Source organism: Pseudomonas fluorescens, assembly GCF_002022275.1.
GTDB classification, from domain to species: domain Bacteria; phylum Pseudomonadota; class Gammaproteobacteria; order Pseudomonadales; family Pseudomonadaceae; genus Aquipseudomonas; species Aquipseudomonas fluorescens_AJ.
The window spans coordinates 314,371-340,469 of record NZ_MSDF01000052.1; the positions used below are offsets into that span (position 1 = coordinate 314,371).

The 26,099-nt window shown below is 60.8% G+C and carries 25 protein-coding genes and 1 tRNA gene; 12 read left to right on the top strand and 14 right to left on the bottom strand.

Translation table 11 applies throughout. The annotated features are described in order from the left end of the window. Positions 1–80: 80 nt before the first annotated feature. The 4 genes from BFW87_RS26535 to BFW87_RS26550 form a co-directional block, all read right to left on the bottom strand. Entirely contained in the window at positions 81–1,088 is a 1,008-nt protein-coding gene (locus tag BFW87_RS26535; protein WP_078742660.1) for a hypothetical protein, read from the bottom strand. 188 nt (positions 1,089–1,276) lie between these two features. After that, positions 1,277–2,221, bottom strand: coding sequence for an alpha/beta fold hydrolase (locus tag BFW87_RS26540; protein WP_078742661.1), 945 nt, complete (start codon positions 2,219–2,221; stop codon positions 1,277–1,279). Between the two features lie 187 nt (positions 2,222–2,408). Next, entirely contained in the window at positions 2,409–2,873 is a 465-nt protein-coding gene (locus BFW87_RS26545) for a hypothetical protein (protein WP_078742662.1), read from the bottom strand. Positions 2,874–3,016: 143 nt separating this feature from the next. Next, positions 3,017–3,718, bottom strand: a complete 702-nt coding sequence (locus tag BFW87_RS26550) for a CerR family C-terminal domain-containing protein (protein ID WP_078742663.1) — start codon at positions 3,716–3,718, stop codon at positions 3,017–3,019. 110 nt (positions 3,719–3,828) lie between these two features. Between BFW87_RS26550 and BFW87_RS26555 the strand changes: the two genes are divergently transcribed. The 8 genes from BFW87_RS26555 (at position 3,829) to BFW87_RS26590 (ending at position 11,392) form a co-directional block, all read left to right on the top strand. After that, the gene (locus BFW87_RS26555; RefSeq protein WP_078742664.1) at positions 3,829–4,938 is read left to right on the top strand and encodes an HlyD family secretion protein; all 1,110 of its coding nucleotides are present in this window, start codon (positions 3,829–3,831) and stop codon (positions 4,936–4,938) included. After that, positions 4,931–6,493, top strand: coding sequence for a DHA2 family efflux MFS transporter permease subunit (locus BFW87_RS26560; RefSeq protein ID WP_078742665.1), 1,563 nt, complete (start codon positions 4,931–4,933; stop codon positions 6,491–6,493). The genes BFW87_RS26555 and BFW87_RS26560 overlap by 8 nt, the downstream gene beginning before the upstream one ends. 2 nt (positions 6,494–6,495) lie before the next feature. After that, complete coding sequence (locus BFW87_RS26565; protein ID WP_078742666.1) at positions 6,496–7,917, top strand: efflux transporter outer membrane subunit; 1,422 nt, start codon at positions 6,496–6,498, stop codon at positions 7,915–7,917. Positions 7,918–7,971: 54 nt separating this feature from the next. Then, positions 7,972–8,877 carry a transcriptional regulator GcvA gene (gene gcvA / locus BFW87_RS26570; RefSeq protein WP_078742667.1) on the top strand — a complete coding sequence of 302 codons (906 nt, stop codon included), beginning with the start codon at positions 7,972–7,974 and terminating at the stop codon, positions 8,875–8,877. A 74-nt stretch (positions 8,878–8,951) separates the two neighbouring features. Continuing rightward, positions 8,952–9,779 carry a DMT family transporter gene (locus BFW87_RS26575; protein ID WP_078742668.1) on the top strand — a complete coding sequence of 276 codons (828 nt, stop codon included), beginning with the start codon at positions 8,952–8,954 and terminating at the stop codon, positions 9,777–9,779. A 36-nt stretch (positions 9,780–9,815) separates the two neighbouring features. Further along, a complete protein-coding gene (locus tag BFW87_RS26580) occupies positions 9,816–10,565 on the top strand; it encodes a glucose 1-dehydrogenase (protein ID WP_078742669.1) in 750 nt (249 codons plus the stop codon). Between the two features lie 49 nt (positions 10,566–10,614). Beyond that, positions 10,615–10,890: a hypothetical protein gene (locus tag BFW87_RS26585; RefSeq protein ID WP_078742670.1), complete on the top strand. Its 276-nt coding sequence runs from the start codon at positions 10,615–10,617 to the stop codon at positions 10,888–10,890. 253 nt (positions 10,891–11,143) lie between these two features. Then, entirely contained in the window at positions 11,144–11,392 is a 249-nt protein-coding gene (locus tag BFW87_RS26590) for a DUF6124 family protein (protein WP_078742671.1), read from the top strand. 85 nt (positions 11,393–11,477) lie between these two features. Here the strand turns inward: BFW87_RS26590 and BFW87_RS26595 are convergent, their stop codons facing one another. The 3 genes from BFW87_RS26595 to pvdQ all read right to left on the bottom strand — a co-directional run bounded on the left by BFW87_RS26595 (position 11,478) and on the right by pvdQ (position 14,782). Beyond that, positions 11,478–11,966, bottom strand: coding sequence for a hypothetical protein (locus BFW87_RS26595; RefSeq protein ID WP_078742672.1), 489 nt, complete (start codon positions 11,964–11,966; stop codon positions 11,478–11,480). 250 nt (positions 11,967–12,216) lie between these two features. After that, positions 12,217–12,290 (bottom strand) — tRNA-Cys (locus BFW87_RS26600). A 212-nt stretch (positions 12,291–12,502) separates the two neighbouring features. Continuing rightward, entirely contained in the window at positions 12,503–14,782 is a 2,280-nt protein-coding gene (gene pvdQ / locus BFW87_RS26605; protein ID WP_078742673.1) for a bifunctional acylase PvdQ, read from the bottom strand. 238 nt (positions 14,783–15,020) lie between these two features. On the opposite strand from pvdQ, the gene BFW87_RS26610 reads away from it, so the two are divergent. Continuing rightward, the gene (locus BFW87_RS26610; RefSeq protein WP_078742674.1) at positions 15,021–15,401 is read left to right on the top strand and encodes a fe2+ zn2+ uptake regulation protein; all 381 of its coding nucleotides are present in this window, start codon (positions 15,021–15,023) and stop codon (positions 15,399–15,401) included. Positions 15,402–15,415: 14 nt separating this feature from the next. Here the strand turns inward: BFW87_RS26610 and BFW87_RS26615 are convergent, their stop codons facing one another. After that, positions 15,416–15,610, bottom strand: coding sequence for a hypothetical protein (locus BFW87_RS26615; RefSeq protein WP_078742675.1), 195 nt, complete (start codon positions 15,608–15,610; stop codon positions 15,416–15,418). A 172-nt stretch (positions 15,611–15,782) separates the two neighbouring features. Here BFW87_RS26615 and BFW87_RS32075 point away from each other — a divergent pair, with 172 nt between their 5' ends. Together BFW87_RS32075 and BFW87_RS26620 are read left to right on the top strand one after the other, a co-directional pair. Further along, positions 15,783–15,920 carry a hypothetical protein gene (locus BFW87_RS32075; RefSeq protein WP_176159829.1) on the top strand — a complete coding sequence of 46 codons (138 nt, stop codon included), beginning with the start codon at positions 15,783–15,785 and terminating at the stop codon, positions 15,918–15,920. Positions 15,921–16,136: 216 nt separating this feature from the next. Beyond that, entirely contained in the window at positions 16,137–19,628 is a 3,492-nt protein-coding gene (locus BFW87_RS26620; RefSeq protein WP_078742676.1) for a membrane-targeted effector domain-containing toxin, read from the top strand. Positions 19,629–19,678: 50 nt separating this feature from the next. Here BFW87_RS26620 and BFW87_RS26625 read toward each other — a convergent pair whose 3' ends face one another. The 5 genes from BFW87_RS26625 to BFW87_RS26645 are packed head-to-tail and all read right to left on the bottom strand — an operon-like array spanning position 19,679 to position 24,094. Continuing rightward, entirely contained in the window at positions 19,679–20,449 is a 771-nt protein-coding gene (locus tag BFW87_RS26625; RefSeq protein WP_078742677.1) for an ABC transporter permease, read from the bottom strand. Further along, the gene (locus BFW87_RS26630) at positions 20,446–21,645 is read right to left on the bottom strand and encodes an ABC transporter substrate-binding protein (RefSeq protein WP_078742678.1); all 1,200 of its coding nucleotides are present in this window, start codon (positions 21,643–21,645) and stop codon (positions 20,446–20,448) included. The genes BFW87_RS26625 and BFW87_RS26630 overlap by 4 nt, the downstream gene beginning before the upstream one ends. After that, complete coding sequence (locus BFW87_RS26635; RefSeq protein WP_078742679.1) at positions 21,632–22,435, bottom strand: ABC transporter ATP-binding protein; 804 nt, start codon at positions 22,433–22,435, stop codon at positions 21,632–21,634. Before BFW87_RS26635 ends, BFW87_RS26630 begins: the two co-directional genes overlap by 14 nt. Beyond that, positions 22,432–23,493 (bottom strand): acyl-CoA dehydrogenase family protein, encoded by a 1,062-nt coding sequence (locus BFW87_RS26640; RefSeq protein WP_078742680.1) that lies wholly within the window; start codon positions 23,491–23,493, stop codon positions 22,432–22,434. Before BFW87_RS26640 ends, BFW87_RS26635 begins: the two co-directional genes overlap by 4 nt. A gap of 40 nt (positions 23,494–23,533) precedes the next feature. Further along, positions 23,534–24,094 (bottom strand): carboxymuconolactone decarboxylase family protein, encoded by a 561-nt coding sequence (locus BFW87_RS26645; protein ID WP_078742681.1) that lies wholly within the window; start codon positions 24,092–24,094, stop codon positions 23,534–23,536. A gap of 102 nt (positions 24,095–24,196) precedes the next feature. Here BFW87_RS26645 and BFW87_RS26650 point away from each other — a divergent pair, with 102 nt between their 5' ends. Further along, positions 24,197–25,102 (top strand): AraC family transcriptional regulator, encoded by a 906-nt coding sequence (locus BFW87_RS26650; RefSeq protein ID WP_078742682.1) that lies wholly within the window; start codon positions 24,197–24,199, stop codon positions 25,100–25,102. Here BFW87_RS26650 and BFW87_RS26655 read toward each other — a convergent pair. Beyond that, complete coding sequence (locus tag BFW87_RS26655) at positions 25,099–26,010, bottom strand: LysR family transcriptional regulator (RefSeq protein ID WP_078742683.1); 912 nt, start codon at positions 26,008–26,010, stop codon at positions 25,099–25,101. The genes BFW87_RS26650 and BFW87_RS26655 overlap by 4 nt on opposite strands. Between the last annotated feature and the right edge of the window lie 89 nt (positions 26,011–26,099).

Below are 26,099 nucleotides of genomic sequence, written 5' to 3' on the forward strand. Positions count from 1 at the left end.
TGGCAATTTTCCTGTTCGGCTTTTTGGTGCTGACCATCGGCATCGGTCTGTTGGCTACCATCTCGCCGGTCTGACGCAACTCAGCGGAACGTGACCATTTCGAAATCCGCGCCGGTGCCGGCGGCCTGGGCTGCGAGGTCACTGATGGCAATGGTGCGCACCTGTTTGCCCTCATTCCACGGGTTGGTGTAGCTGAGCACGCCGGTTGCCGGGTCGATATGGATAATCGCAAAGGCATGCCCGTCGCCTTTGGACCAGTCGCCATTACGCGCCGGTTTGCCGCCAAACACGATGGCGGCGCGGTCACCGACGGCGCTGGCCTGGCTTAACAGAAACCGGGTGATGTCCTGAGGCGAGCTGTGCGAATCGGCCAGGCGCAGGTGGTCACCGAACTCACCGGCGAGTAATTCCATGACTTTGTTGGTCGGCAGCGAGCCTTTGGCCGGGTCGAGGTGGAAGTACTGGAACATCGCCCCCACCACCGCCGCAGCCGGTGCATCGCCCGTGCCGTATTGGTTGAGGTCGGCGGCCTGTAAATGGAACACCGCCCCGGCGGCGCCCGGCAGGCTGACGTTAAAGCTGCCATCGGCGTTCTGGGTCACGCCACGTTGCAGGATCTCGTTGCCTTTATGCGTGTTGGAGAACGCCCGGACCACGGAGATTCCCACGCAGTCGCCTTCACTGGTCTGGTTCAGGTGGGTGCCGAACGGCTCGCTGATGGGCTTGCCGGCCAGTACGGGCTTCCAGGGTCCGGCGTCAATCACGCTGCCCTTGGCGTCACGTTGCAGCGCGCGAATGCTGCCGTCGGCGCTGTAACTGCCGTCACTCAGAGACGCGACAATGTTTTTCACATCGGTATTGAGGTTGTCACGCGCGTTACCGTCGCGTTGCATCGCCCCCTGGAAGGCCTGGGCCGCCGTGGTGATGCGTTGACGGGTTTCGCCGTCCGGGCGCCCGCCACGGCTGTGGTCGAGTTCGGTGAGCAATTGGTGATAGGTGGTTTCGATGGCGCGGATGCCGACCAGGTTGTCGGCATAGGCGGCGACAGACGTCGCCATGAGCGCAGCAATAATGAGAGGACGCTTCACGCTTGGGTATCTCGAAGAAAGAGGGTGAAGCGACACTGCGAACCCGACGCCCGTTCAATCGCTTCGTGCCGCAACATCCCGTAGCAGGCCTGATACACAGCGGCGAGCATGCCGCAGCCCGCCAAATTGCGTCAATGGCGGCACGCGGCTATGTGCACGCTCGCCACAATGCAAGTCATCGTCTGCGGTTAAGGGCGGATCGAGGCATACACTTTGGCCCTGTCGAGCAGCTCGCGGCAGTGCGCGGCGGTTTGCTCGGTGCGCTCGACCATGGGCAGATGTCCCACGCCGTCGAGAATTTCCAGGCGCGCATGAGGAATGCCCTCAAGCCAGGTTTGCGCGCTGGCGACAGGCACCATGCGGTCCTCTCGCCCCCACAGGATCAGGCTCGGCACCCGTACCTGAGACAGCCAGGGTTCCATGCGCGGGCTGTCGGAAAAGTTGGCGAAAATCTCCGCCAACTCGTCGCGTCGCTTGATGTAGCTTTGCGCCTCAGCCGCCAACAGCACTTCAGGAATGTAGGGTGGCGCAGCCATGGTCATGGCGAAGAAACGGTCGAATTGCGCGCGGTTGCGAATCAAAAACGGGTTGTCGCCGCTATTGACCAACGCTTCCACTTCATTGGGTTGCGGCAGGTTCACGCCCGCCGCCCCGATCAACCCCAGAGACAGCACCCGTTCCGGGTAATGGGTGGCGATCCAGCTGGCGACATAAGCCCCCATGGAGCTGCCGATCACGTGCACTTTGTCCAGCTGGCAGGCGTCCAGCAACGCCACCATGCGCCGCGCCTGCGCGGCAACGCTGTAATCGCCGCCGGTCACAAAGGCATTTTTACCGTGACCGGCAAGGTCCGGAATGATCACGCGGTAGTCGCTGCTAAAGTGCCGGGCGAAACCCAGCCACACGCCTTTGTCGGCGCTGAAGCCATGTAACAGCAGCAACGCTGGCGCATGCACATTGCGGCCCTGATAGGTGGCCAGTGTCATGCCCTTGATCGGTACCGTGATCGCCTTGAGCCGCGAGCGCCGGGCTTCGATGTACGCGAGCACCTCGAATAGCACCGTGCCCACCCGGGGATAGGTCCACCAGACCCACAGTGCAAGCAGGGCAAATACCACAGCGGTCACAAGCATCAAGGCGTCTCCGGGCACGGGGCAGACGTGCATAGTTGCTCACTTCGCTTGAATCTGTGCTGAACGCATTGCGAAAGGACGCTTGGGCAGCGTGTTGCGAGGGGGTACTGAAAATAAAGGCCGCCGCCGACGAGCGATGCCCGTACCGGCGGCCGGAAATGACGTCTTTGAATGCCCTGCGGTCAACTCAGTTTTGTGGCCGTTGCTTGGTCGAATCCAGCTCGGCCTTTTTAGCGGTACTGATTTCAGTGATCTGAGCCGACTTGGCGATGGCCATGTCAAACGTGTCCTGCATTTTGGCGATGGCGTCAGTCGCGGTGCCTTTCAGCCCGCCATTGGCAGCCCAATCGAAGTTCCACACGCCGGACAGGTTATCGGCACCCGCCACGTCATGGGTTTCGATCGCGGTGAAAACATCAGGATGGCGCTCCATGTACTTGGCAGCGTCGGAAACATCTGTTGGCACCTTGCCCGAGGCGTTGTTGGCCAGTTGCGTCAATTCCTGCTTGTTAATGGCCGACTTGCCCGACTGGCGCATGTAATCGGCAATAACCTTGCTGGACTTGGCAATGTTCAACTTGTCGTCGAACGAAGACGGTGAGGACTTTGGAGTGTTCGGCCCGCCGGCCGCGGGCGTTACGGTAGTAGACATCGGCGCTGCTCCCTCATTGGAACGAATGAAATCGTCGTGCTGACGATACCCCGACGCGGACGTTAGCATGGGCAAAGGGCCATTCCATGGGCCTTCACAACATTTCACAACGGCAGGCGGATTTTCGCGGCCTTTTCGGGGTTTTATTCGGCACGCTGACTCACAAGCCCTTCCAGCGTAAACCGCGCCTGCATCAGCACGACATCGCGCACCAACTCCATTTCGGGCTGGTTGACCTCGGTCCACTTCAACGCCTCAAGCAACTTGGGCTTTTGCACACGAAAGGCCAGGCCCTGGGTGAACAGCGCCATCGAGTGGATCACCGTGCGCTCATCTTCCAACGCAAACCCCGACAACCTCGCAATCAGTTGGCGGATCACTCGGCCGATGCGTGCCTTGAAGCGTTCTTCGAAGGCTTTGGACGCGATCTCCGGGCATAGGCCTGCCTGGTGGCGGTCCATAAACGCACGCATGGCGCTGGTTTGCGGGCTGTCCTGAATGGTCGACACCACCGTGCCCAAGATGCCCAGCGATGCAACGATCATCGCCTCGTCGCTGGCCTCTGCGTCGGCCAGGGTGTTTTCCGCGACCTCGACCGGCGCGCCCATCTTGTGCCACAGCAGCGCGATCAAATGCTCGATGCACGCCAGGTAAACGCCTTCCTTGCCATCGAAGTAGTACTGGATCGCCGGGGCGTTAACCCCGGCCTCAGTGGCGATATCCCGGGTGGACGCGCCGTCGTAACCGCGCTCGCCAAACACCGCGATCGCGGCCTCGACGATGCGTGCGCGGGTTTCTTCGCCCCGCTGGTAACCCCCTTCGGCGGCCGGTTTATGTCGTGCCATGTGCAATTCCCTGTGAAGCGCATTTGAATATCGAACCAAAATATACCAGTTGACAAAAATTCGCGAAAAATGGAATTTATTCCATCTGATATAAATCTGGAGTGACCTCGATGTCCGCTGCACCTCCCTCCCCTCAGGTCATTCCTGAAGACACCGTCAACGGCCAGCGCGGCAAAGCGCGGCGGATACTCCTGACACTCGGCATCGTTGCACTCTTGATTGGCTTGGGCTGGGGCACCTGGTGGTGGCTCACCGGGCGCTTTTTCGAGAGCACCGACGACGCCTACCTGCAGGCCGACAGCATCAGCGTGGCGCCGAAGATCAGCGGCTACGTGGCCGACGTGCTCGTGAGCGACAACCAGAGCGTCAAGCGCGGCGACGTGCTGGCGCGTCTGGATGCGCGCAAATACCAGGCCGTCAGCGATGAGGCCACGGCGACAATCGCCGCACGCAACGCCGACTTCGCCAAAGCCGAGGCCGATCTGGTGCAGCAGGATTCGACCATCGCCGAGGCCCGCGCCCAGTTGCAAGGCGCCGAAGCCGACGCCCGCCACGCCCAAACGGAAGTCGCCCGCTACGCTCCGCTGGCACGTTCCGGCGCCGAGCCGGAAGAACGCCTGGCGCAGCTCAATAACCAGTTGGCACAAACCCGCAGCACGGTGGCGGCCAAGCAAGCCGCGCTGGCCTCCAGCCAGACCCGCTATGGCACGCTTCAAGCCCAGCTCAAACAGGCGCAGGCCCAACTCGGCGTCGCCAAGGCCAGCGAAGCCCAAAGCCAATTGGACGTGGATGACGCCGTCATCCGCAGCCCGCTGGACGGCCGCGTGGCTGATCGCGGCGTGCGCGTGGGCCAGTACGTGCAACCGGGGACCCGCCTGTTGACCGTGGTGCCGATCAGCGCGATCTACCTCACGGCCAACTACAAGGAAACCCAAATCGGCGAGATGCACCCCGGCCAAAGCGTCACCGTGCACGTGGACGCCCTGCCCGGTCGCAGCCTCAAAGGCCATATCGACAGCCTCGCCCCCGGCACCGGCGCGCAGTTCGCGCTGTTGCCGCCGTCGAATGCCACCGGCAACTTCACCAAAATCGTCCAGCGGGTGCCGGTGCGTATCGCGCTGGACGTGTCGGATGACGTACGCATGGCCTTGATGCCGGGCTTGTCGGCGACGGTTGAAGTCGACACCCGCACCGCCGGCGCAGACGCCAATCATGGCTGAAGCGCTGATGGCCGAAGTGGCCGCCGAGAAACCGCGCAATGCCTCATTGACCGACTGGATCGCCGTCGCCGCTGGTTCACTCGGCGCGCTGCTGGCGACGCTGGACGTGTCGATCACCAACTCGGCGCTGCCGCAGATCCAGGGCCAGATCGGCGCCACCGGCACTGAAGGCACCTGGATCGCCACCGGCTACCTGATGTCGGAAATCGTCATGATCCCCCTCGCCGCCTGGCTGACCCGGGTGTTCGGCCTGCGCCGGTTCCTGATCGGCACGGCGCTGATGTTCACGTTGTTTTCGATGTTTTGTGGCCTGTCCTCAACCCTCGGCGCGATGATCGCCGGGCGTATCGGCCAAGGGTTTGCCGGCGGCGCGATGATTCCGACTGCGCAAACCATCGTGCGTACGCGCCTGCCGCCACACCAGTTGGCGATCGGCACCACGATGTTCGGCATGACGGTGATCCTCGGCCCGCTGCTGGGCCCGGTGATTGGCGGCTGGCTCACGGAAAACATCAATTGGCGCTGGTGTTTCTTCCTCAACCTGCCCATCAGCGTCGCGCTGATCACGCTGCTGATCACCGGCCTGCCCACCGAGCGCATGAACCTGCAACGCTTTATCAGCGCCGACTGGCTGGGCATCCTCGGCCTGGCGATGGGTCTGAGTTCGCTGACCGTGGTGCTTGAAGAAGGCCAGCGTGAGCATTGGTTTGACTCCAGCCTGATCACGTGGCTGAGCATCACCTCGGTGATCGGCTTTTTCCTGATCGCCGTCGGGCAGTTCCGCTCCAGCACGCCGATCCTGCGCCTGCAATTGGTGCTCAACAAAAGCTTCGGCAGCGTGCTGCTGATAGGCACCGCAGCTGGCGCTGGCATCTACGGCACGGCCTACCTGGTGCCGCAGTTTCTCGGCGTGTTGTCCGGCTACAACGCGCAACAAGCGGGGTCGATCATGCTGTTGTCGGGGATCCCGGCGTTTCTGCTGATGCCGATTCTGCCGCGCATGCTCGGCCGCTATGACCTGCGCTGGATGGTCGGCACCGGCCTGCTGTTGTATTGGGCCAGTTGTTTTGTCGACACGCTGTTGACCACCGACAGCGTCGGGCATGACTTTATCGGGTCGCAGTTGTTGCGCGGCTTTGCGCAGATCCTGGTGATGATGCCCCTCAGCCAACTCTCGATGCGCTCGGTTGAAACCCAGCACGCCGGGGATGCTTCCGGGCTCTACAACATGTCGCGCAACCTGGGCGGCACCATCGGCCTGGCGCTGCTCGGCGTGCTGATGGACCGGCGCAGCCACTTCCACGACGACAGGCTGCGCGAAGGTATCCAGGCCAACAGCCAACTGGCGCAGGACCAGATGGCCAGCGACACCGCCAGTTACCTGGCACAAACCGGCGATGCTTCCACGGCGCCATTGCAAGCGCTTGCCCACCTCGCCAATGACATTGCGCAACAAGCCTCGGTCATGGCTTACAACGACTCGTTTTACCTCTTGGGACTCGCAATGCTGGCGTGCCTGCCCCTGATCTTCTTACTGAAAAAGCGCACGGTATAACCATGATTGCTCGCTCCTTCCCCCTGCTTCTGGCCGTCGGCGTGCTGTCGGCCTGCACCGTTGGCCCGGACTACCAGGGCGCGCCGGATGCCGCGCCCAAGACCCTCGCCGCCGGCCGCCTGCCCCATGCCGACAGTACCGCGCCCGCTGCACCCGCGGTCGCCCAATGGTGGCGAACCCTGGGCGATGCGCAGCTCAATGCGTTGGTTGAGCAAGCCCTGCACAACAGCCCCGACATCGCCACCGCTAAGGCGCGCTTGAACCAGTCTCGCGCCAGCCTCAGCGGTGCCCGCGCCGACGCCATGCCCAAAGTCACGGGGGACGCGGCGATGGTCAAACTGCGCTCGCCCGACACCTCCGCGCTGGGCGGCACCGGCGGCGGTGGCCGAGGCCCGTTGAGCCTGTATCTGGCAGGTTTCGATGCCAGCTGGGAGGCCGACCTGTTCGGCGGCACGCGGCGAGCGGTAGAGGCCGCCCAAGCCGAAGCCGACTCCTCACAAGCGCAGTTGGCGGATGCGCAAGTGCAATTGGCTGCCGAAATCGTTCAGGCCTACACCGACCTGCGCGACCAGCAAGCCCGGCTGGCCCTGGTGGACGCCAGCGTCGACATCGAGAACCAGGCGCTGGACCTCACGCAGCAACGGCGCAGTCGCGGCGTGGCCTCGCAACTGCAGCTTGAACAAGTGCTGACCCAGGCCGAAAACACCCGGGCCCAGCGCCTGCCGTTGCAGGCGGCGATTGTGGAGTCCCTCGACCAACTCGACCTGCTCAGCGGCCTGGAACCCGGCGAGCTGGATGCCCGGCTCGCCACCGCTCGCGCCCTGCCCGTCATCCCTGCCAACGTGCCGCTGGCCGACCCCGCCACCCTGCTCAAGGCGCGCCCGGACATTCGCATGGCCGAGCGCAAACTGGCGTCGGCGAATGCCCAGATCGGCGAAAAAACCGCCGACTGGTTCCCCAAACTCAGCCTGATGGGCGACCTGTCATTCTCCGCCGGCGACCCGGGCCACCTGGCGCGCAAAGACAGCGGCACATGGCTGATACTGCCGCGAATCAGCTGGAATGCACTGGATTTCGGCCGGGTGGCCGCCAGCGTCAAAGGCGCCGAGGCCGGACTTGACGAGGCCTTGGCACAGTACAAAAGCACGGTGTTGGGTGCCTTGCGCGACGCCGATGTGGCACTCGCGCGGTATGGGCACCAGCGCCAGAACGTGGTGCTGTTGCGAAATGTGGAATCGTCGGCAGTACGCGCGGCCGACCTCACCCGTCAGCGCTATCGCGCAGGCACGGCCAGCACGCTGGATTGGCTGGATGCCGAGCGCACGCGCTATCAGGCGCAGGAAAGCCGGATCTCCGGGGACGCAGAGTTGTTGAAGGATTTTGCTTCGCTGCACAAGGCATTGGGATTGGGCTGGACGCTATGACCCGCAATTGAACTACCATGAGCCTACACTCATGTCCCGCGCCGAGACCGCCCAATGCGAGATCTACCCCCTACCGCCACCTTGCGCGCTTTCGAAGTAGCCACCCGGCATGCAACCTTCACCTCGGCTTCTGAAGAGTTGCATGTCACCCAAAGCGCCGTCAGCCATCAGTTAAAGCACCTTGAAGACATCTGGGGGGTGCAGCTCTTCCAGCGCGGCAAGTCGCTAAGGCTGACGCCGGCGGGTGCGGCGCTTGCGCCCATTGTGCGTGAGTTTTTCATGAACCTTGAGGCCACGCTCTCGGACCTGCGCGAACAAAAAGGCAGGGTGCGGCTGAAGGTCAGCACCACCTATTCCTTTGCGCTGAAATGGCTGCTGCCCCGGCTGCCGAGCCTGTCGCAGCAACATCCGGAAATTCTGATCACGCTGGAAACCAGTGACAAGGCGATCCGCTTTTCCAGCAACGAGTCCGACGTCGCGATCCGCCTGGGCAACGGCAATTACCCGGGCCTGCATTCAGAATTCATGCTGCGCGAGCAGATCTTTCCCGTGGCCAGCCCCGAGCTTCTGCAGCGCTTTGGGACGCCACACGAGCCGGCCGAGTTATTGCGCTACCCGCTGCTGACCCGCGACGGCGCGGACCTGGTGCCGAAATGGGAAGCATGGTTCGAGCAGATCGGTGTCGGGATTTCCGCGCTGAAAGAAAGCGTCAGGTTTGCCGACACCAACATGACCATCGAAGCTGCACTGCTGGGCCACGGCATTGCATTGGCGCGCAGCGGGCACGTGGAGGCCGAAATCGGCGATGGCCGTTTGGTCAGGCTGTTTGACGCGCCGTTTGCTTCGCCGGTGGCCTATTACTTTGTCTGCCCCAAAGGCATCGAAACTCAGCCCCACGTCGTCAGCTTTCGTGAATGGCTATTGGCCGAGTCAAGTCAGGCCCAACTGCGCTACCGATAAAGCATGAGGATTTGTTCATGCCCTAATGAAAGGACTTCGCTTTAGTCGGGGGCCACCGCCTCTTACCATGGCGCATGCCTTTTCATATCGTTTTACTCATCCTGTTCGCCGCCTTTTTGCACGCCAGCTGGAACGCATTATTGCGCGCTGGCGCCGACCGGCTGTGGTCGATGACCATCATGTGCCTGGCGGTTGCCATCGCCAGCGCGTTCATCGCGGTGTTCCTCGCGCCACCTGCGCAGGCCAGCTGGTTTTACGTCGTGCTGTCGGCCGTACTGCACGTGTTCTACAATCTGTTTCTGGTGCGCAGCTACAAGGTTGGCGACCTCGGGCAGACCTATCCGATTGCCCGTGGGTCGTCGCCGATCCTGATCACCCTCGCCGCCTCGGTGTTTGCCGGGGAAACAGTCAGCACGCACGCGATGCTCGGCATTGCCCTGGTCTCGGGCGGGATCATTTCACTGGCATTTCACAAGCGCAGGCTCGCCGTGCCAGGCCTGCCCTACGCGCTGGGCACCGGTTTTTTCATCGCGGCGTACAGCGTGACAGACGGCATCGGTGCTCGGTTGTCCGGCGCGCCGATGGCCTATACGGCGTGGATGTGTGCACTGTGGGGCGTGTTGATGCCGCTGGTCTACATTGGCCTGCGCAGTTCGCGCAGCTTGTTCAGCCTGCGACCGGGTTTCGCCATCGCGTTCCTCGGCGGGCTGGTTTCACTGCTGGCATACGCGATCATCATCTACGCCATGGCGTATGCGCCCATGGGCGCGGTCTCGGCACTGCGTGAAACCGCCGTGTTGTTTGCGGCATTGATCGGCTACTTCTTCCTCGGCGAAGCACTGACCCCGCGCAAGCTGCTGGCCTGCGCGGTCATTGCACTGGGTACGTTCCTGATCGGCTGAGGCTGTTTCTTTCTGTCCTACATAGAGGTATGCACCATGAGCAGTCCCGTTATCCTGATCACCGGCGGCAGTCGCGGCGTAGGCGCCGCCACTGCACGACTGGCTGCCGCGCGCGGCTACGATGTCGCGATCAGCTTCGTGTCCGACGAGCCCGCTGCCCTTGGCGTCGTGGCCGATGTGCAAGCCTGCGGGCGCCGCGCCCTGGCGATACGCGCCGATAACGCCGACCCACAGCAAATCGCTGACTTGTTCGCCGCGATCGACCGCGAATTCGGCCGCCTCGACGTACTGGTCAACAACGCCGCGATGCTCGCGCCGCAATCACGCCTGGAAGACCTCGACTTCACGCGGATGCAGCGCATCTTCGCGGTCAACTCCATCGGGCCCATCCTCTGTGCACAACAGGCCATCAAACGCATGTCCCATCGGCATGGCAGGCCTGGCGGTGTGGTCATCAACATCTCCTCGGCGTCTGCCCGGCTCGGCAGCCCCAACGAATACGTTGACTATGCGTCCTCAAAAGGTGCGGTCGAGACCTTTACCACAGGCTTCGCCAAAGAAGTCGCGCGCGACGGCATCCGCGTCAACTGCATCCGCCCCGGCCACATCTACACCGACATGCACGCCAGCGGCGGCGAGCCCGGCCGCGTGGATCGAGTGAAAGAATCAATCCCCATGGGCCGCGGTGGCCAGCCGGAAGAAGTCGCGCGGGCCATCCTGTGGCTGGCGAGCGATGAAGCATCGTTTATTACCGGGACGTTTCTTGATGTGACTGGAGGGAAATGAGCGCGCATTATTTAGCCGTGCCCAACATTCACGACAAGTGAGCCACCCGATGAAAGCGTTGATACAAGGCCTCGACGGCCGGAGAACCGCGCAGCAAGCCCTGTTTTACGACCTGGAAGACGCGGCGGCGGTAATCGGCTGGTCAGTCGTTGAACTGACCGCCCTGGCCGCCAGCGGCAAAACGCCGGAGCAAGCAGTGTCGCTGATGAAGCTATGCGCGCTTCTGACTGCACAACAGGAGAAGATTGCCGAGTACGCCAGCGAAGTGAGGGCGCAACGCATCACCCGGTCAGAAGCGGATGGGGCTAGCGCTGTTAGTCGATGATCACATCGGTGCCCTGCGCCTTCATACGGGCGAGGTTGTCCTTCATCTGCTAAATGGCACCTGGCTAGTCTGCCGCGTAATTTTCTATATTTGAGACGCCCGTCGCCGTCCTGTCGGGCTTCGGATCTTTCCCACAAGCTGACGGGGTTGAGGCATAGGAAGGGACTTGGCTAGGATTCGCCGTCGCAGCCAATGCAGTGACCGGGTGTCGCAACCTGAAATTATCTGAGGATTGCCCCATGGAGCAGGACTCTTGAAAACAGAACTACCGGATAACGACGTTTCCACCAGTATTTTTATAGTAAGGCAAGATCTGAGTACGGAGGACGCATTGGTGAATGCAAGCGAGCTTTTGGCTTCGGCATTAGCTACTGCCAATGAGCAGGCGTTTTCGCTGAGCGGTTCAGAGCGCCTGCAAACGTTCGGATTGGCGCAGTTAATTGAAAACGCGGGGCTGCTGGTGGATGTTGCGCTGGAGAGGTTGAGTCCAACAGACATCTGATTGTTGAATCGTCAATTGGAATATTGAGGGGCAGATTACCGTTTCGCCGTCTAGAAATTGTAGTCTGACCCCGTTTATCCGATGCTCACCTCATAATCACATGAACCTCATAACCTTTCCCGGTCGGCCACTCCTCCCGGAGCACTTCCACGGACCCAGTTCCGACCGCTGCGACTTGCGGTTGCCCTAGCGCAATTGCCTTCTTGATTGACGCTGGCAACGCGGCTCCCAGCGCTTTCTGTGTGAGCTTTTCTGCCGCTTTTCCAAGCGCCTGGACCGAAGGTCCAGGTGTCTTGGGCTGATTAAAATTCAACACAAGCTTTACCTGATCGACAGTCGAACCACTTCCTAGCGCGTAATAAGCCAAATTGTTTGCAAGAGGCGAACCGGTACCAATGTCTTTGTAGTTGCTTGCGCAGCCGGATGTTCCATCACCGTAGTCCGTCCATTTTCTGCCCTTGAGGCCTGAATCGGACAGGAAGGCACACGCCGTTTCCGGAGACGTGAGCTTTAAATCAGCGAGACAATCGACCGAAAGGGCCAGCATTAAAGGCACAAGCGCAAATTTGAGCATTATCTAAACCTCGTCCTGATGTTTTTAAAGGCTGACGTCATATTCCCCGATCAAACCCTGCGTCAGGCAAGCCTGAAATACGCCGGGTTCACATCATCAGGCCGCCGGCTCAATGCCGCAGATCGCCAAGCAGGTATAGGTAGGAATGCGGGCTATTGCCAGCCCGACAAAACAGGAGAGTTTGAAGCGCCGGCATTTCCTACGCCCAATAAAAAACCCCGTAGACGTTAATCTACGGGGTTTTCAAGAGTGGAGGCCGAGGTCGGAATCGAACCGGCGTAGGCGGATTTGCAATCCGCTGCATAACCATTTTGCTACTCGGCCTCAAACGATCAATGCCCTTATCGCTGACATTCACCGCATATAAACTTGAGTGGGCTCTGTGGAGCTGCCTCTACTCTAACTCATTGAATACATTGAAGTTTTTAATGCTTCGTTGCGTTCGATGGGCGCCATTATGTACTCATTTGCTTATGCCTGCAACCCCTTGATTTCAAAAATATTTCGTATCGGCATCAAGGGGTTGCGTGCCTGCCCTACTCCTTGATTGTCTGCTGTTGGTACTGCGGATCCGCCTTGATTTGGGCGTCGGTAAACGGCAGTGAGCGCAGTTTTTTCTCGGAGAATGCCTGTGTCTGGTCTTTCGAATACTTCGACGCGGGGTCGCTGGATTCGGAAAATGCCAGCACGCCAATGGCTTGGGGGCCTTTGTCGTCGAAGGTGACGATTTGCAGGTAGCTGCTGCCGCTGACCACTTCGCGTTTGCCGTCGGCGCGGGGGACGGTTTGCATGGCGTTGTAGATGCCGAGTGCCTGCGGGCCGCCGTGAATCGGGATCTGGCCCGAGACCTGGATGTCGCCCCAGCGTGTGGCGCCAAGTTTGGCGACCTCCGCTGCAGAGGCCAGCATGGCTTCGCGCAAGGCGTTGACCACGGGTTCGCGGTCGATGGCCAGGCCGCGTGGCGTGGTCAGGGGGTGGGCCGGGTCGAAGGCCACGCGCCAGGCGTCGGGGATTTCCTGCAGGTGCTCCACCAGGTTGATGAAGTGCACCAGGCCGATGCCGCTGTCGAGGTTGGCGCGTTGGTCCCAGGTTTTCAGGCTGGCGCACAGGGGCTGCAAGGCAGCGGCGTCGGTGCCGAGCCTTTTGGCGCAAAACTCGAGCACATCCGGCAGGACTTGGCCGGCGAGGTACACCTCGTTGTCCATGACCATGTGTTGCAGGTCTGCAACGCTGATCGGCTGTTTTTCCAGGGATTGCAGGCGTTGTACCGCAAAGCGTGCGCGCGGGCCCAGGGCGATGTGATCCTGGCTGATCACCGGGGAGAACCCGGTCAGCGGTGCGTTGGGGTTGGCCATCCACGCTGAGTCATTGGAGTGCTGTACATAGTCGGTGCGTTGCAGTTGCGGCAGATGGTCAGCGGCGAAGATGCCGGGCTGGGCCGCACGCGGGTCGATGTCCCAGGCGCAGGCGCTGTGGGCGCCGTCGAGCATGATCATTTGCAGGCCCGCACGCGGGTCGCTGCATTGCGCCAGCTTGGCGGCACTGACGTTGGGCACCACCGACAGGTTCATGTACAGGCTCTGGCCCTGATCATCAGTGGCCACGGTGTTGACCCACGGAATGCCTTGCAGGGTGTGGACCGAGGTTTGCAGTTCCTTGAGGCTGGCGGCGCGGTTCATGGCGTACCACTGCTGCAACACGCGGTCATTACCCAGGTTGGCGTCGCGCAGGCTGAACGCGTAGTGGCTGTCCCAATCCAGTTTGCCGGGCCATTGCACCACGGGGCCGAACTGGGAGCTGTAGACGGTATGAGGGATTTCTTTGAGGCTGCCATCCGGCTGTTTAACCTGCACCTTCACCGGGGTTTGGTCCAGGGCGATGGACTTGCCATCCAGCAGGTAGCGCGTGGCGTCCTTGGGGTCGAGCGTCAGGCGATACAGGGTGAAATGCTTTGAGGTGTCGACGGTATGGGTCCAGGCCACGTGCTGGTTGAAACCGATATTGATCACCGGCAAGCCGGGCAACGCGGCGCCCATCACGTCCAGTTGGCCTGGAATCGTCAGGTGCATCTCGTAAAAACGCATGCCGCCCACCCACGGAAAATGCGGGTTGGCCAGCAACATGCCACGTCCATTGAACGAGCGGTCGCGGCCCACGGCGACGGCGTTGCTTCCACGGTCGAGGCTGAAGCGCTGCTGATTGGTGGCGGCCAGTTCAAAGGCTTTGGCGCCCGGCTGCACGCTGGCAGTGGCGTGAGGTGGCGTCGCTCCCACCAAGGCTTCAGCGAATTGGCCTACACCGCCCTCGACCAAAAGACGACGGGTCAGCTTGACCAGATCTTCGACCACCAGTGGCCGTACCCACGCCGCCTGGCATTGCTTCGGTGCGCCCTGCTCTTTCAGGTAACGGTTGTAGCCCGCCACATAGCCTTCGATGCGTTGCTGCATCTGAGGGGTCTGCGCGTTCCAGAATGCCGCGACCGACTCAGGGGTATTGAGCCAGGTAAAAAACACATCGCTGGCGAGGTTGTTGCGTTCCTCCAGGGTTGCCTCTTCGGGACCGAAGTACTTGGCGCGCTGGCCATTCACGGTGATCACTTCATTGGCCAGCAGGCACAGGTTGTCCTGGGCATAGGCGTAACCGATGCCAAAACCCAGCCCACGCTCATCGCTGGCACGAATATGCGGCACGCCAAACGTGGTTCGACGAATCTCGGCCGATGCCTGTGGCGCCGGTTCCCGCGCCGAGGCCGCAAGGCTCAAGCCCAGCATCACCGCAGCCACACCTACCCTGGACAACCCGTTGGAAATAATCACGCAAGCTCCACAGTCAAATTGAACACCCTCACAAGGTGCAGTTACCCCACCGTAAGGACGCAATCAACCGGGAATAATTTAGGCGCGGAACACGTTTAGTTCAGGCAGCCGGACGGTGACAAAACCGATACCGACAAAATTTCTACATCCGGCACTTCATGATTTTGCTCGCTCGTTCGTCTTATTCATTAAGAGCGCCATCATTTTCCTGATCAGGCTCTGATAAGGAGTTTTTTGCATGTACAACCCGCAAGTGCCCACGGATGGACATTCACCGGCTGCCGACACCCATTTCGGCGGCGGCGCACAAGCGTTCGGCAAAGCGCCCGAACAGCATGGCAACCAGCGCATTCGCCATTTGCTCAAGTGCTTTGGCCTGCGCACCAGCCTGATCCGGCTGAAGGTTATCGACGCCCTCCTCACTGCCGCCGACAATCGGCGCACCCTGGGCGTACGCGGTGTGCACAGCCATTTGCTGGAGCTGGGCATTCCGTTGTCGTTTCTCAGTGTGCGTGAAGTACTCAAGCGCTTGTGCAGCGAGGGCGTAATCACCCTCAATGCCGATAAAAGCTACAGCCTCCATGAAGAGGCTGCCCGAGTGCTCGACGGTCGCGCCTGACGCGCAGGTGTGAATCAGAAGTTAGGCTTGACCTTGCGGCGCATGATGCCGTTGATCACTACCACGGTGATCGCCACGGCAATGGCGATGTACTGGAACGTTTTCTCGCTGATGACCCCGGTGTTCTGCAGATAGGACAGGCCAAACATCGTCGCGAGTACGGCCAGGGCAATCAGAATCGAATATTTCAAACGCTGCTTTTGGGTCATGACGGGTTCCTGAACCTTGAGAATGTATCCACTTTGTATCGCCGACCATGCCAAGCGCATACCTGATGAGCGGGATGGATGGGGGGCGGCAGGGTCCTATGTTACAGGCGATGTAAAAGTTTGGCTTGTGCCACGCCTGATTGACCCTGTGAGTACCCTAGAGGATTTTGAAATGTTACGTCGAATCACACTGCTGATTCCCTTGCTGATCATGCTGAGCATGAGCGGCTGCTTCTTTTTCCCACACGGCGGCGGTGGCGGCTGGCACGACCATCGCTACGACGGCGGGCCTGGCTACGAACGCCGCTGATTGAACGCTCGTCTCGCTTTCCAGACCGGAAGGCGAGACGTTTGAGCTGCGCCTGCGCGGGGCATGACGTCACAATCCACCAGTGTTTTTTTTCCTTACGTTTGAATGCCTGTTAACCGGGAACGGTTGTCGCTGATTCGCACACCCAACAGTGCGCTTCAGGGCATCGCTGTGTTGCTTTGCCTGACCCACTTGATCACATCAAACAGGCAAATCATGACGACTTTAAACAGCCTTCAGCAGCCCTCTTCCTACGTCCCTGCTCTGCTTGCAGACAATGTTTCGCAGTCTTCAGAACGGGCGCGTACGATTCCAACAACGCCCATCACTGCACTGCCCGATGGCCGCCAGGCGCTGAAAGCAGCGCTCGGCGACCGACGCAACCTGCAAACCCTGGCGCAGGTGCTGACCGCCACGGTGGCCAAACTCCCTGAGAATGCCGATGCGCAAGCGGTCGCCAGCGCGCTGCAACAAACCCACATGCCGATCAATCCTGTGTCGACGTTTATGCACTCGCGCACCCTGAAACCGGCGACGGTCAGTCTGGAAGCGTTCATCAAAGATCAGGGCATTTGGATGCCCGAAGGCGTTGCAGACCTGAAAGCCCTGGCCCACGCACTCGCCGAGCAGGCCTTGACTCATCCGCTGGGGAATTTCGCAGGTGCCCTTTCATGGTCACTGCCCCTGAGCGTGAACGACCAGCGCGAAGTCTTCAACGCAGTGGCTTGCAACAGCGCTCAACTGGCAGGCCTGCCCCTGCAAAACGCCCGTTGGGGCGCATTGGACTACCTGGCAGAAGCACAATCACTCTCTACCGCCGAGTTGAGCGACCCGGTAAAGGCGCTGGAAAAACTGCTCGACTCACCCCGCGCGCAGGCACTCGGCGAAGCGATCCAGCTCAAGGTCAGAGGCATCGCTACAGACAAAAGCGTCAACGACTATGTGCTGGCCGCGATCCATCTGGGGCTTGACCCGCAATCCATCGATTCAGCCACCCGAAACAGCGTCGCGGGTTTCGACCTGGCAGCCAACGCTCATTTTGGCAAGTCACCGGCCGAGGTAATCAGTGCCTTGGCGGAGCACCTGAGCAGCACGGGCAAGACTGCCAGGCACACAGCAGAACTGGGCGCCCGGCTGTTGCTGGCACGCGTCGCCCCGCAATTTTTGATCACGGATATTCCGGCAGGTGTGAGCATCGCAAGCCAGGCGTGGGCGAACCTTTGCCTCGCCGTGGCAAGCATCGAAAGCCAAACACCCGGCAAGACCGCGCGGATGAGTTTCAGCGAAGTAATGCAAGCCGCCGAAGCACTGCCGACGGTCAGCGACGCGGCCCAAAAGGCCATTGTGATTGACTGGGCGGTAGCCAACCAAGTCGTTGATAAACGCCTGGACGACGCTTACCCCAGTGATGAAATCCAGACCGCCCTGGAAGCGTTCAACCAGCAGCAGACCGATTTGAAAGCCGCGTCCGACCGGCTTGAAACACCGATGCCCAATCGCAAAGCAATGGCTCTGGCGCTACTGAAGAAAAAGTTCGGTGACGGTGTCGACTTTGAGCAAAAAAACCTGCGCATTAACTACGGGACCGAGATCAAGGGCCTGCGCTTCAGCAATCCCTACTCCATGCTGGATATCACCATGCAGGGGCTGAAACTGGGTGACAGTTGGCAGGTGCACGGGGCCACCACCCTGGATTTGCCGAAGTTTGTCGCCTTTACCCGCAGCAGCGAATTCAACATCCCCGCAGCCTTTGACAAAGCCTTTGCAGACGTCATCCACAACTACAAAAGCATCAAGAAAGATCTTGTGATGAATGCCATCACCCACCTGCCTTTAGAGGACCGTACACAACTCAGCTACGGCAAACTCAGATTTTTCAAGGAGAACTCATACAAAACATCACCCATCCCCTTTGTCGGCGACCGCCTGTTCCATTCGAGCCCAACGATACTGGTGCAAACCGAACACGAAGGAAAAAAGCAGTCATATGCCTTCGACACCGTGAAGGGCACCATTCAAAAGGTCTTGAACCATCCCGCCAATCGCCAGCCGGACTATATTTCCAACGAAGTCACCAAAGTCGAGGAGTTTTTCCCGGACGCCAATGCTCACGCGTTGAAAGAGTTTCGAACGATTTATCGCAGGCCCAATCTCTTCCAGAACCCGCGAATTCAGGACGTCGCCGACACCGTCGTCAAAGGTTTGGAGATTGACAGCGCCGCCGTGAGACGCCAGGCCGAAGGCAGAACACCGGCAGAACAGCGCAGGGATACGGTCACCTCGATCGGCGAGCTGTTGCTTGATCTGATTCCCTTGCGCTCAGCCATCGTCAACCTGAGCACCGGCAATTACAAAGACGCCGTCACAGACTTGGCCTTTGATGTGTTTGGCCTGCTCACCGCTGGCGTGGGCACGGCAGCCAAGCTGGCCAAGGGTGCAAGCAAGACGACCTCCACCGTTGGCAAGGTGTTGCGCGCCACGCGGGTAATCGGAGCCAATACGTTGAGTGCCCTTAACCCGTTGAGCGGTCTGGGCGACCTCACCGTGGGTGCGGGTAAACTGACCCTGGCAGGTGTCGAAAAAGCCAGCGAGGGTATCCAAAGGGTCCGAGGCGCTTTCACAGGCAGCGACTTGATCAAAGCCGGCAGCGAGTTCGACGCCGCGGCCATCGGCGTGTTCCAGCAGGGTGGGCGACATCTGGAAGTCGGTGCGGTGCAACATGATGGCAAGTGGTATGCCATCGATCAGGCGACACTGCAGCCCTATGGTCCGCCGCTTGAGGGTTTTTCCACCCAGGACACGCTCATGCCCAAAGCACTCAACCCCGGGGGCACTCGACACCATCCTTATCATCAAGGCACATCATCACCGTCTACCCTGGAACCGTTGCCCGATGGCAACTACGTGGAGAGTACGAAGGGGAAATTGAAATGGTCGCACTTCGCTTATGAAGATACGAAAAAACAAACCGTCCAGAAATTCCAGGATGAAATGAACGGCTACTACGAAGCCGTTACCGCTGGCACAAAGAGCACGCCACCACGGCCGACACTGCCTGATTATCCAGGTACCGTGCCCGCAGAAAAACTGATCACCGACGCGCTAAAGTCCGCCCCTGGCATCGTTTTCGGTGAAAGCCATTCCGAAATGGCCAGCTTCAGGTTGCTCTTCGACAAGGCTGAGCAACTTAAACAGGAGGGTGTGAAAAAAGTCTATTTAGAGGGCGTGATCGACTTTCCCGGCCACGGCGCCATAGATGATGGCCTGGGTTTGCTTGGCAACAGCCAACTGCCGCGAACTAACCCGACGTACGCTGAGCTGGTCGCCCGATTGAAGGAAAACGGTATCGACGTCGTTCCGCTGGATCACTACTATTTGACTCGGCACAAAGATCAGAAAATACAGCGCGCCACAACGGGGAATGGATCTGAACGGCGACTAAAAGAGTTCAATTACTACGCCTCGAAAGTGATTCAGTCGGATGCAGGCACAGACAAATGGGTTGCGCTGGTCGGTCGAAGCCATATGAATACCTCTGAAGGCATTTTGGGGTTGGCCGAGCAGACAGGTGCAACCGGCGTGGCGATTTTCAATTTGATAAAGCCTGGAGTAGCCCCTTTTGGCCTGAAGTTCAAGACCAATCTGGCGGACCCGAACAAACCGATACTGCCAGGCCAAATCCCTGGCGACCTGCATATTCTCGCCTAGTAATGCGCGGGTATCCGAGCGAGGCCGCGGCAACGCTCGGGGCCCGGCATCTACCGTTCATGCACCCAGCGCTGGTGCAGCCATCGCGCCAGCGCATCCAATGCAAAGCCCAATAGCCCAATCAGCAACACCATCGCCATCAATTCCGAGTAGGCCAGCCGGTCACGCGTGTCGAGAATGTAATAGCCCAGCCCCGCGCTGACTCCGAGCATTTCGCACGGCACCAGCACGATCCATAAAATGCCGATGGCCAGGCGGACACCGGTCAGCACATGCCCCACTACGCCGGGGATGATTACCCGGCGCAAGGTCTCCCAGCGCGTGGCGCTCAGGCTTTTACTCAGCTGTAACCATCGCGGGTCCAGCTGGCGCACACCGGCGGCGGTGTTGAGCATGATCGGCCACACCGCGGCAAACGCCAGCAGAAAGTAGATCGGCTGGTCGCCAACGCCCATCAGCATCACCACGATGGGCATCCAGGACAGCGGCGAAATCATCCGCAAAAACTGAAAGGCCGGCGTGGTTGCCGCCTCCAGGTTGCGCGAGCTGCCCACCAGCAAGCCCAGCGGCACACCCACCAGCAGTGCCAGGAACAAGCCGACGAAAATGCGCTTGAGGCTCACGGCAATGTGCAGATACAGCTCGCCCCGGCCCATCAACTCCCACAGGCTGCTGAACGTGGCGGCCGGCGAAAAGCGCGCTGACAACTCGTCAGCGTCGCCAAACAGCTTCACGCCCAGCCACCACAGCACCAACAAGCCAGCCAGGCCGCTGATTCCGAGCAGCCAGCCCGGCCAGGCGACGGTTTTGCCGTTATTCAAACGCCAATCTCCTCATGCCGCTCATAACCGTCCGGCAAGCCAAATGTCTTCATGCCACCCACGGCCTCGATGGCGTTGCGCACAAAACGGTCGTCCACCAGGTCTTTGGCGACAAAGGCCGGGTCGAGGTCGGCGAGAAACTTTTTGTCGCCTTCGATCAGGGTGTCCTTCAGGCGGCGCACCAGTTCTTCGGTATAGCTGGGGAATGGATAAGGCTGGAAATCAATGCGGTGCTCATCCCACGTCGCGTGTTGAATCGCGCCGTCCGCCAGGTAAGCGTCGCGGTCGGCGGCGGCCGGGGCCAGCACCTTGCTCAACACCGGCTCGGCATGCGGTGTGTAACGGTTGGGGCCGTCCTTGGACAGCAGCTTCACCGCTGCTTCGCGGTTGTCGCGGGTCCACACCTGCGCCTTGACGATGGCATTCACCACCTTTTGCGACCACTCCGGGCGGTTGGTCAAGTCATGCTCGTGCATGAACACCACGCAGCACGCGTGATTTCGCCATACATCACCGGTAAAGCGTTGCACGCGACCGACCTTGAGGGTTTCGGCCAGGGCATTGAACGGCTCGGCGACGATATAGCCGTCGATGCGCTTGCTCGCCAGCGCCGGCGGCATGTCCGAAGGCGGCAGCACGATGAGGTTGACTTCATTGGCTGCGATGGCCGAACCGGCCGCGCGCGCCACTGGTGTCAGGCCGTTGTCGCGAAACAGCTGCTGCACCACCACGTTGTGGATCGAGTACCAGAACGGAATCGCCACCGATTTGCCGCCCAGTTGTTTCACGTCGTCAATGCCCGGCGCTACCGTCAGCCCCGAGCCGCCCACATGGTTCCAGGCCACCACTTTGGCCGGGACTTTGCTGCCATACCGCGCCCACACCGTCATCGGCGACAGCAGGTGAATCACATTGACCTGGCCCGAGATAAACGCCTCGATTACCTGCGCCCAACTGCGCAACAGCACCGGGCGTTCGGCCTTGATGCCTTCGGCTTCGAACAGGCCGTTGTTGTGCGCCACCAACAGTGGCGTGGCGTCTGTGATCGGCAAGTAGCCGATGCGCACGGGCGCATCCGGTTCGCTGGCGGCGCGGGCCTGCAGGCTGCTCAGCAGCGGTAAGGCACCGGCGGCGCTGAGCACTGCCGAGAGTTTCAGAAAATCACGGCGCGAGTGGGTCAAGTCATCCAGGCACATGGCTGGGCTCCAGCAATTGAAGGGGGTCGGATTGTGGGCGGCTCGCCTGCCGTAAGGTTTTCAGAATGTCGATACGCAATGCACCCATGGCTTCGACCTGTTCTTCGCGCGGTTGCGGCAAGTCGATATGCCATTCGCCCAACGTGCGCGCCGGGCGGTTACCCAGTAGCAGGATGCGGTCGGACAGCAGCAGTGCTTCATCGATGTCGTGGGTAATCAGCACCGCCGCCGAGCCGATCTTGCGATTGACCTCCAGCAACAGGCGCTGCATATCGGCGCGGGTCACTTCATCGAGCGCGCCAAACGGTTCATCCAGCAACAGCACCTGCGGCTGACGCGCCAGGCAGCGGGCCAACGCCGTGCGCTGGGCCATACCGCCGGACAACTGCGCCGGAAACTGTTGCCGGGCATGCTCCAGGCCTACCGCCGCGATCGCGCGATCGACGCGCTGGCGCCGCTCTGCGTGGCTCAAGTGAGGTTGGCGGGCGAAATCCAGGCCAAAAGCGACGTTCTTTTCCAGGCTCAACCAAGGCAACAGGCTGGGGTCCTGAAACGCGACCGCCACCCGTGGGTGTGGACCGCTCAGGGGGTCGCCCAACACCTGTACGCTACCTTCCTGGGGCGCCTGCAAACCGGCCAATACGCGCAACAGGCTGGACTTGCCGACGCCGCTAGGGCCGAGAATCGACACCACTTCACCGGGTTGCAGGTTGAGGTCAAACCCTTGCAACACCGGGCCACTGGCGTACCCCAGGCCAATCCCCCGGGCGCTCAATACCGCCTGGCTCATAGGCTGGCCTGGCGCTGCAGCTCGGTGCGCAATTGCACCAGGCTTGGCGTGACAATCGGCACAAACGCCGACTCGCGCCAGCGCCGGGCAAAGCCGCTGCCGTGGGCAGTGAGGTAAGCCTTGCCACCGCTGGCTTGCAGCTCAAGCTGCACCGCACTCGCGGCGGTTTCCGCCAGGGCAATGCGCAGCTTGAACAACGGCACCGGCTGCGCCGCAAAACGCCCAGCCAGCAGGCCGCTCTTCAACTCGGTGACCAAGTGATCAAGGGTCACACGCAGCGCTTCCAGCTCGTCGCGCAGGACGGTGCGGCTGGCGCCCAAATGGTTGGCCACTTCCGCCAGCGAGCGGCGCGCCAAGCCAATCGACATGCCGCACTGCAAACCCAGGAATGCAGGGCGTACCGCCGGTAAAAACAGGCGCGCATCCTCGTGCAGCAACCAGTCGCGGCTCAGTTCCACGCCCTCAAGCCCGAGTGCTGCGGTGTTGCTCGACTGAAGCCCCAATAACTCAAGGTCACGTGAGCGCTGCAAGCCCGCCACCGAATCGGGAATCGCCAAAATAAACGGCGCGCCGCCTGCGGCATGCTCGATGGCCGCCGCCGCCACAAAGCCGTTCTTGCGCAGGTTGGTGACCCAGTGCAGGCGACCGTTAAGGGTCCAGCCGTCATGCGTCGGTTCGGCGCTGATCTGCAGCGTCTCGATGCCCGACAAAAACTTCATCGCATTCGATAGCCCCGTCGCCCCGGCCAGTTTGCCGCTGAGCAAATCCGGCAGGAGTTGCTCACGCAGCCGCGCATTGGGGCTTTGCAGCAGGTATTCGATAAAGGAGCGCTGGCCCCAGCACACAAACGCCGCCGCCAGGGAATGGCTCGCCACATTCGCGATGGCTTCCACCGCGCCGGCCACATCGCCGCCCAAGCCGCCCAGATGCTTGGGCACGCCGATGCGTAATACGTTGGATTCTGCCAGCCTTGGCAGCACTTCCTGTGGATCGCAACTGCCCACATCCAGGGCCTGCGCTTGAACATCGAGCCAACGGCTCAAGATCGGGTCAAGCATTGATGTTTCTCCTTTTTACAGCAGGTAGGCAGACGCCCATTCAGCGTGCCGGTTTTTCCCAACGGTATTGCGCCAGCTCCGGGTTCAGCGGGGTACGGGCAAACACGTTAGCGAAGTTGCACAGGGTTGCCAGGCTCACGCCCAAAATAACTTCGAGTGCGTGGCCGTCGGTGTAGCCGGCGGCGCGGAACGCCTCGAAACCCGCGTCGCTGACGTCGCCACGGGTGGCAATGACTTCACGCGTGAACGCCGCGAGTGTCTCATAACGGGCATTCGGCACTTCGCCGCGCTGGCGCAGGGCGTCGATGACGTCTTCGGGCAGCTTGGCCTTGTTACGCGCCACGGCGGTGTGGCCCGCCACGCAAAAATCGCAGCCGTGGGTGGTGGCGGCGATCAGTTGCACCACTTCGCGGTCGGCCAGGCTCAAGTCGGATTTGGCATTGATGCCGGAGACGGTGATATAGGTTTCCAGCGCAGCTGGCGCATTCGCCAGCACGGCGAGCAGGTTGGGAATGAAGCCCGAGCCCTTCAGGGCGTTTTCCAGGAAGGGTTTGGACGCTTCCGGCGCGGTTTCAGGGGTGAGCAACGGTACACGGGACATGGAGGGGTCTCCTGGTGGGTTCGTGCATCCAGTCTGTTGGTTATAAAAAAACGCCTCAATAGGCTAAAGTAGCGATTACTTGCTCTTGAGTCTTTCCATTAGATGAATTCGTCCAGTGCACTTGTCGATTGGTTATTAGACAGCCTCGAACTCAACACCAGCCTGTTCCATGTGGGGCGCTATTGCGGCGACTGGCATGCGAGTACTCACGGTCTGGCCAGTGCGAGTTTTCACCTGATCGTGCAGGGCGAATGCTGGCTGCATATCGACGGCGAAGCGACCCCGCAGCACCTGAACAATGGTGACGCGGTGTTTCTGTTGCGTGACCTGGCGTATCGATTGTCCGGCGAAGCCACCGCCGTTGGCGCCCGCGACTGCCCACGCCGCCCGATGCTGCCACTGGACAACAGCGCCAGCGACGGTGTGGGCCTGGTCTGCGGGTTCTTTCATTTCCAGTCCGGCTTGTCGGCGATGATCGTCGACACCCTGCCCGCCTGGATCATCCTGCGTGCCGGCGACCCGTCACTGACGGCCGCGCGCAACCTGTTCGAATTGATTCTGCAGGAATGCGAGCGCGCCCCGGCGCCCTCTTCGGCCTTGCTTGAACGTCTTTGTCATCTGCTGTTTCTGTATGTGCTGCGCCAGCAAGTGCTCGACAACGCCGACCTCGGCGGCCTCGCGGCACTCGGCCGGCAACCGGCGTTCGCCGCTCTACTGGAACAACTGATCGCACGACCGGCGCAACCCTGGACGCTGGAAAGCATGGCGGCCTGCACCGGGCTGTCGCGCTCGGCGTTTTTCAAGCGTTTCAATGAGCTGTGCGGGCAATCGCCGGGGCAAGTGCTATTGATGATGCGCATCCGCCATGCCTGCCAGTTGTTCAAGCAGGACCAGACCGTGGCCGAGGTCGCACTGGCGGTGGGTTATCAGTCGGTGGCGGCATTTACCCGGGCGTTTCACAAGGTGACAGGGCAACAGCCAGGGGCTTATCGCAAGGCCCAGGTTTAACGCTGCAAGCCTGTGCCCGGGGTGGCGCACAGTTCCACCAGCCAATCGATGAAGACCCGCACCCGCTGGGACAATTGACGATGGGGCGGGTACAGCGCGGTCAATGCCATTGTCGGTGGCGGATACTCGGTGAGTACTTCCACCAGGGTTCCCTCGGCCAGTTGCCGCCGTGCGTGATAGTACGGCGCCTGGATCAGCCCATAGCCGGCCTCGCACGCTGCGAAATAGCCGTCGGCACTGTTAACCGCCACCCTTTTCGGCAGATTGATCTCGCGCAGCTGCGTGCCGACCTGGAACTCCAGGCCAAAGCGTTTGCCGCTGGCGCTGGAAACATATTCAACCATCTGATGCCCGGCCAAATCGTCCAATATGCCGGGCACGCCGAAGCGCTCCAGGTAGCCGGGGCTGGCCAGGGTCAGTTGATCCATCATCGCCAAAGGGCGCGCGACCAACGATTCGTCCAGTGCGAGGCCCCCACGCAGCACGCAATCCACGCCCTCGCGAATCAGGTCCACCGTGCGGTCATTGAGGCCGATTTCCAGCTCGATCTGCGGGTAACGCGCCGTAAACGCCGGCAATGCCGGAATAACGATCAACCGGCCGATGCCCGACGGCATGTCGATACTCAAGGTGCCGCGCGGGTTCTGGCGGCTGGCGGAAAACACTGCCTCGGTTTCTTCCAGGTCTGTGAGCAACTGGACGCAGCGTTGGTAGTACGCGGCGCCATCCAGTGTAGGGCTGACCTGACGCGTGGTGCGTTGCAACAACTGCACGCCCAGGTGAGCTTCCAGCTGCTTGATCAGAATGGTCACCGAGGCCCGTGGCAATTGCAGGCTGTCGGCCGCCTTGGCGAAACCGCCCAATTCAACAATCCGGGTAAACACGCGCATGGCGTTAAAACGGTCCAAGGGCGGGCCCTCATGGTGATTATTTAGATTTTACGAACAGTGATAGCACTTTTAGCCGGTTTATCGCGCTTTTGTCGAGGTTGACAATG